Raw genomic sequence first — 6,638 nt, 5'->3', positions numbered from 1 at the left:
GGCGCGCCCGCGTCGGCCGGGGCCGCCCGCGGCGCGGCGGTCGGGGCCTTGGACGCCGTCGCCTTGCCGGTCAGGCTGTTCCCCACGCCTTCGGCCCTGGCCGCGGAGGAGGGCTCATCGTCGCCGATGGCGGCGACCGCCGCCGTTCCGGTGACAAGGCCGCCGAGCACCATCACGACTACGCCGATGCGGAAACGCCGGGTCAACAACACAAATGCCTCAATTCGTTCGGGGGGGATACATCCAGACAATCACACTCTGCCGGGAATTTCACTGTGCGGGCCGAGGGTCCGAGCCGCTTCCGGGACTTACTTGACGTTCCAGAACGAGACCGTCCCACCGCCGTTGCGGAGGGACTCGTCCACCGACTGGTAGTCGGTATTCGACGTGTGACCTGCGTAATAGATTGCGACCGAATGCCCGTTCTTCTCGACCCTGGTCACGATCCCGGTGTGGTCCTCGTCGCCGGAATCGTTCCAGTCAAATTGCACGATGTCGCCGCCCTTGACCAGGCTGCCAGGAGGGATTGACTGGTGAAGTTGACACAGTCATTGCCGCTGATGGAACCGAACTCGTCGGTGTTGCAGTCGTCCCAATGGGCCAGCGCGTAGGCACGAGCGGCTTGGGCTGCTCGACGGGCATCGCAGGAGATCAGTTGTAGCCGGGTGCTGCGGGCAGCCCGAAAAACTCCTCCAGGGTGCTCACTCCGGTGTTGTGCATTTCGGCCGCCAGGTCCGCTCCGAGGTACCGGAAGTGCCAGGGCTCATAGCCGTAGCCGGTGATCGGGACCTTGTCGGCCGGATACCGCAGCAGGAAGCCGAAGCGCCAGGCGTTCTGGGCCAGCCACTGGCCGTGCGGGGTGGCGCCGAAGCACGGATCGAGCGAGCAGTTTCCCGGCAGCGCGCTGATGTCGATGGCCAGCCCGGTCTGGTGCTCGCTGGTTCCCGGGCGCGCGGTGCTCGTGTCGGCGAAGGCCTGCCCGTTGCCCGCCACGTCCTGGTTGTAGACATCAACCTGGGTGCCGTAGCTGCGGTAGGAACTCTGAGATTGGAGTTGCAGCCCGGTCTCCGCCGTGAACGCAGCGAACATCCCGACGACGGCGTTCGACGCCTCCGCGCGCAGCCGCGGATTCCAGACGTGCGGAACCGGCACGTCGACCAGGTCGGGCGGGGTGTAGTCGGCCGGCCGCAGCGGCCGGATCTTGTCGACGACTGCCCACAGGCTGGTGGGGTCGTCGATGGAACGAGCCGACCGGTTGAAGGTGGGTACCGCGGCCGGATGCTGCGAACCTGTCGGCGCCGGCCGTGCAGGCCCGGTCGAGGAGGGCTGGGGAGAGGGCGGCAGCGGCAGCGAGGTCGGAGCCGTCGGCGCGCCGGTGCTGGCCACCACGGCCACCAGAGACGTTGCCGCCCGGCCGGAGATCGTGCCGATCGCGAGCGCGCCACCGGCGAGCACCACGACCACAACTGTCAACGCAACAGTGCGCCGCCTCCGCACCGACCGCGACACCACTGGTTGCTGTTCTTGCCCCACATCGCCGAGCATAGACCCGGGAGATGAATCTGACTCTCTGGACGGGCCGCACGACGGTTGAAGATTGATTGCCCGTCGTGTAACTTTGCACACGATGCAAACTCCCGCCCCCGCCTCCGCCGCCCCGCTGATGAACCATCGGCAGATCCTCTTCGTCATCTTCGGCCTGATGGCCGGGATGTTCCTCTCCGCACTCGACCAGACCATCGTCGGAACATCGATGCGTACCATTGCCGACGACCTCGACGGGATGGCCCTGCAGGCCTGGGTGACCACCGCCTACCTGATCGTGTCGTGCATCAGCACCCCGATCTACGGCAAGCTCAGCGACATTTTCGGCCGCCGCCACCGACCCCGCCGTTCAGGCCGACCCGGCGAACGCGGGCATCCTGGGGCTGCTGGCGAAACCCAGCGGCATCGGCGGCGCCCTCGACGGGGACACGTCGTTCCTCACGGCCGCCGACCCGCGCCTGGCCCAGCCGTTCCTCGTGGGCTTCAACGACGCGACCCTCACGGTGTTCTGAGTGAGCCTCGTTGTCGTGCTGATCGCGTTCGTGCTCAGCTTCTTCCTCAAGGCGCCGCCCCTGCGGAAGACCTCCGCACTCCTGGAGGCAGCCGACGACCACGCGGCCGAGCAGGCCGAACTCACCCGGGACGCACATCGCGCCGCCCCGTCGAATTCGACGGAGATTTTGCCTCCGGCGCACGGATTCGGTGCGGTTCCGGACACTCTGAGCAAAATCTCCGTCGAATCATACCGGGGCAGGGCTGCATGTGATTGAGCGGATGTCTGTCGACCGGCTGTGTGAGAGCGCTCTCACACATGAGAGGATTGAGCCCTCTCCTGCCGGAGCGTCCGCCGGGTTGACTCCACTGGAGGTTCGCATGCCCTTCGAGACCATCACCGAGCACCCCGCACCACACGGCGCCGCACCACACGGCGCCGACGCACTCGTCGAGGGCAGCCCCGTCGACCTGGACGGACGCCGGTTCTATCGGATCACGGCATACGATCAGATGCCGCCATTCTTCATGACCCTCGTCGGCGCGAGCGATGTCTGGCTTTTCGTCTCGAGCACGGGAGGCCTGACCGCCGGCCGAGTGGATGCCGAAGGTGCCCTCTTCCCCTATTACACCGATGACAAGGTGACGGAGAGCGGCGGCCGCACGGGCGGACTGAGCGTGCTGCTCGTCGGGCAACCCGACGGGTCGACCGCCCACTGGCAGCCGTTCACGGAACTCCGTCCGGGCGATCGCACGGTGCAGCGCACGCTCTACAAGGACAGTCTCGGAACGACGCTTGTCTTCGAGGAAACCCGCCCTGATCTGGCCTTGCGCCTCCGGGTGACTTGGCAGACGAGCGCCCGATTCGGCGTCGTGCGCAGTTGCGCCCTGACCTCGCTCTCACCCGAACCCCGCACCATCGAGCTACTCGACGGCCTCGTGAACATCCTCCCCGCCGGGGCGGGGCAGAAGATCCAGAACGAGTTGAGCGTGCTCCTCGACGCGTACAAGCGGGCCGAGGTCGACGCCCCGACGGGCCTCGGGCTGCTGACGCTCAACGCGACGCTGACCGATCTCGCCGAACCCAGCGAGTCCCTGCAGGCCAACGTCGCCTGGCAGGTCGGCCTGACATCCGAAGGGCACCTGCTCTCCATCGCGCAGGTGCCGGCGTTCGCCCGGGGCCACGGCATCGTCGCCGAGACCGACGTGCGCGGCCAGCGTGGCGCCTACCTGGTGCACGCGCAACTCGCCCTCGCCCCGGGCGAGGAACGCCGGTGGCAGGTCGTCGCCGACGTGAACCAGGATGCCGCCGACGTGGTCGGACTCCGCTCCCAGCTGCGCCATCCGGACGCCCTCGCCCGGGAGCTGGAGGCCGACCTCGCCCGCACCCGGTCCGACCTTGAGACCATCCTCGCCGCCACCGACGCCGCCCAGCACACCGGCGACGAGCTGGCGACCATCCACCACACCGCCAACGTGCTCTTCAACACGATGCGCGGCGGCGTGCCGGCCGAGGGCTACACGGTTCAGGCGCGCGACGTGCGGGCGTTCATCCTGCAGCGGAGCGCGGCGACCGCACGTCGCTGCGCCGCGGTCCTGGACGCTCTGCCCGCCCGGCTGCGCGCCGACGAACTCGTCGCGATCGCCGAGGACCACGGTGATGCCGACCTGTGGCGCCTCTGCATGGAATACCTTCCGCTCACGTTCAGCCGGCGGCACGGCGACCCGAGCCGGCCGTGGAACCAGTTCAAGATTCTCCTGACCGACGACGCAGGCGCTCGCCGCCTGGAATATCAAGGCAACTGGCGTGACATCTTCCAGAACTGGGAGGCGCTGGCCTGGTCCTTCCCCGAGTACGTCGAGTCAATGGTCACGATCTTCCTGGACGCGACCACCGCCGACGGCTACAACCCGTATCGAATCTCCCGCGCCGGAGTCGACTGGGAGGTCCCGGAACCTGGGGACCCGTGGTCCAACATCGGCTACTGGAGCGACCACCAGATCGTCTACCTGCTGAAGCTGCTCGAGACTTCCCACCGCTTCCACCCCGGGCGCCTGGGCACCCTCGTCAACCGACGGGTGTTCACGCACTCGGATGTGCCCTACCGGATCGCGCCGTACCAGGACATCCTCCAGGATCCATACAACACGATCGTCTTCGACGCGGAGCGGCACAGGACGATCCTCGAGCAGGTCGCCGCCGAGGGCTCGGACGGGCGGCTCGTCCACGACGCCGACGGCGGGCTGGTTCGGGTCACACTGGCCGAGAAGGTGCTGCTGCTCCTGCTCGCCAAGCTCGTCAATCTGGTGCCGGACGGTGGCATCTGGATGACGACCCAGCGCCCGGAGTGGAACGACGCCAACAACGCGCTCGTCGGCAAGGGCCTGTCGGTGGTCACCCTCGCCTATCTCCGTCGGTACCTGGTCTTCCTACAGGGCCTTCTGACCGTCGACGTCGAACTCAGCAGCGAACTCACCGGGCTGCTGACCGGCGTGCGCGACGTGCTCGCCGGCCACGCGGACGCCCTGGCCGACGGATTCGACGAAGCCCGTCGCAAGGTCGTCATGGACGACCTCGGCGCGGCGGGCACCGTCTACCGGGAGGCCGTGTACGCCGGTCGGCACGGGGTCGGCACGACAGTCACCGCCGGCGACGTCGCCGAGCTGCTCGACCTGGCGCAGCGCTTCGTCGAGAGCGGCCTGCGCGCCAACCGGCGCGACGACGGTCTCGTGCACGCGTACAACGTTCTCGAACTGGGCGCCGAAGGCTCAGCGGTTCACCGCCTCTCGGAAATGCTCGAGGGTCAGGTGGCCATCCTGTCCAGCGGGATGCTCAGCGCCGAGGAATCGCTCGACCTGCTGAACGCCCTGCGCGCCAGCCGGCTCTACCGCGCAGACCAACACAGCTACGTCCTCTACCCCGACAAGAACCTGCCCTCCTTCCTTGAACGCAACGTCGTCAGCGCCGAGCGGGCCGCCCGCTGCCCCCTTGTCGACGTCCTCTCCCTGGCCGGTGACCGCAGCATCGTCGTCCGGGACGCCCAGGGTGACGTGCACTTCGCCGCGCAGATCCGAAATGCACGGGGCGTGGCAGGCGAGCTTGACCGGCTGAGCGCCGACCCTGCATTCCACGACGCCGTCGAGCAGGGCCGGGCAGAGCTCCTCACGATCTTCGAGGAGGTCTTCAGGCACTCGGAGTTCACCGGTCGCTCCGGCACATTCTTCGCCTACGAGGGCCTCGGCAGCATCTACTGGCACATGGTGTCGAAATTGCTGCTCGCCCTGCAGGAGACGCTCGAACGAGCCGTCGTAGACGGGGCGGCGGATGCCGCGATCCGCGGCCTCGTCGACGCCTACGAGGATGTCCGCGCGGGCCTCGGCTACGCGAAGGACCCGCTGACCTATGGCGCGTTCCCGACCGACCCCTACTCCCACACGCCCGCCGGCCACGGGGCCAGGCAGCCGGGGATGACCGGCCAGGTCAAGGAGGAGGTGCTCACCCGCCTCGGGGAACTCGGCCTGCGGGTCGAGCGGGGCCGGATCGTCCTGCGCCCCACACTGCTGCGGGAAAGCGAATGGACCATGGCGCCCTGCACCTTCGCGTACCTGGACCTCGCGGGCCGCCAGCGGACGATCATGCTGCCCGTGGACGCGCTCGCGTTCACGTTCTGCCAGGTCCCGGTGGTGTTCCACAGGGGCGGCCCCCTGGCCGAGTTCCTGGGCGGCGGCGCGCACATTGACGTCGTCGCACACCTTGCCGACGGAACGGAGGTGCCCGGATCGGGCGGGGTGCTGGGCGCGGATCTGAGCGCCAGCATTTTCCGCCGGGACGGCCGGGTGGCGTCCCTCACCGTGATCGTTCCGCGGGAATGATCCGGGCCGGGTCGTGGTTGTCATCCAGATGCGCATTGTTATTGCAGGTGGACATGGAAACATCGCTCGTAAACTGACACGGGAGCTTTCGAGGGGCGGCCACGAGGTCGTCGGGCTGATCCGCAAGGAGGAATACCGGGCAGATCTGGTCGCCGACGGGGCGGTTCCGGTGGTGATCGACCTCGAGCAGTCCTCGGCTGCCGAGGTCGCATCCCTCCTGGCCGGCGCCGACGTTGCGGTCTTCGCGGCGGGAGCCGGGGCGGGCGGCAGCGACGAGCGCAGGAAGGCCGTCGACCTGGGAGGATCCGTGCTTCTGGCCGACGCTGCGGAGATCGCCGGCGTTCCCCGCTTCGTGCAGATCTCCTCGACCGGCGTCGATTCGGTACGAAACAACGCCCGTCCTTCGGACGTCCCCGAAGGCTTCCTGTCCTACCTGCAGGCCAAGCTGGCGGCCGAAGAAGACCTCTCGCGCCGGTCCCTCACCTGGACCATCGTGCGGCCGGGTGGCCTGACGGACGACATCGGCACCGGCCTGGTCCACCTGGCCCGCACCGGTCCGGAGCACACCGAGACCCGCGGCACGGTCCCCCGCGCCGACGTCGCCACCGTGCTGGCCGAGCTGATCCGAACCGGGGCCGGCGAGCGCGAGACGCTGCACCTGTTGTCCGGAGCGGTTCCGGTGCAGGCCGCCGTGGCGGTCTTCGCCTAGCCCCTGACTGAAACGACCC

Annotated in this window: 6 protein-coding genes and 2 pseudogenes; 4 read left to right on the top strand and 4 right to left on the bottom strand. The window is 68.3% G+C overall.

Annotation, left to right across the window (positions count from 1 at the left end):
* From E3T48_RS02790 to E3T48_RS02775, 4 genes and pseudogenes are all read right to left on the bottom strand, one after another.
* Positions 1 to 212, bottom strand: a pseudogene (locus E3T48_RS02790) (hypothetical protein); the annotation flags it as partial.
* 96 nt (positions 213 to 308) lie between these two features.
* Positions 309 to 512, bottom strand: coding sequence for an amidase domain-containing protein (locus tag E3T48_RS02785; protein WP_255455794.1), 204 nt, complete (start codon positions 510 to 512; stop codon positions 309 to 311).
* The gene (locus E3T48_RS17570) at positions 440 to 652 is read right to left on the bottom strand and encodes an amidase domain-containing protein (protein ID WP_420898342.1); all 213 of its coding nucleotides are present in this window, start codon (positions 650 to 652) and stop codon (positions 440 to 442) included. Before E3T48_RS17570 ends, E3T48_RS02785 begins: the two co-directional genes overlap by 73 nt.
* Positions 652 to 1,464, bottom strand: a complete 813-nt coding sequence (locus E3T48_RS02775) for a M15 family metallopeptidase (protein WP_241986579.1) — start codon at positions 1,462 to 1,464, stop codon at positions 652 to 654. Before E3T48_RS02775 ends, E3T48_RS17570 begins: the two co-directional genes overlap by 1 nt.
* 199 nt (positions 1,465 to 1,663) lie before the next feature.
* Here E3T48_RS02775 and E3T48_RS17125 point away from each other — a divergent pair.
* The 4 genes and pseudogenes from E3T48_RS17125 to E3T48_RS02760 form a co-directional block, all read left to right on the top strand.
* Positions 1,664 to 1,879: pseudogene (locus tag E3T48_RS17125) on the top strand (MFS transporter); the annotation flags it as partial.
* A 178-nt stretch (positions 1,880 to 2,057) separates the two neighbouring features.
* Positions 2,058 to 2,315 (top strand): hypothetical protein, encoded by a 258-nt coding sequence (locus tag E3T48_RS16610; protein ID WP_166789605.1) that lies wholly within the window; start codon positions 2,058 to 2,060, stop codon positions 2,313 to 2,315.
* A gap of 103 nt (positions 2,316 to 2,418) precedes the next feature.
* Entirely contained in the window at positions 2,419 to 5,910 is a 3,492-nt protein-coding gene (locus E3T48_RS02765; protein ID WP_134522339.1) for a hypothetical protein, read from the top strand.
* 13 nt (positions 5,911 to 5,923) lie between these two features.
* Positions 5,924 to 6,619, top strand: a complete 696-nt coding sequence (locus E3T48_RS02760; RefSeq protein WP_338145216.1) for an SDR family oxidoreductase — start codon at positions 5,924 to 5,926, stop codon at positions 6,617 to 6,619.
* Positions 6,620 to 6,638: the final 19 nt, after the last annotated feature.

Origin of the sequence: Cryobacterium fucosi (genome assembly GCF_004403515.1) — a bacterium.
GTDB lineage: Bacteria > Actinomycetota > Actinomycetes > Actinomycetales > Microbacteriaceae > Cryobacterium > Cryobacterium fucosi.
Note: the sequence above shows the minus strand (reverse complement) of the source record. Positions and strands in the feature narration are given on the sequence as shown.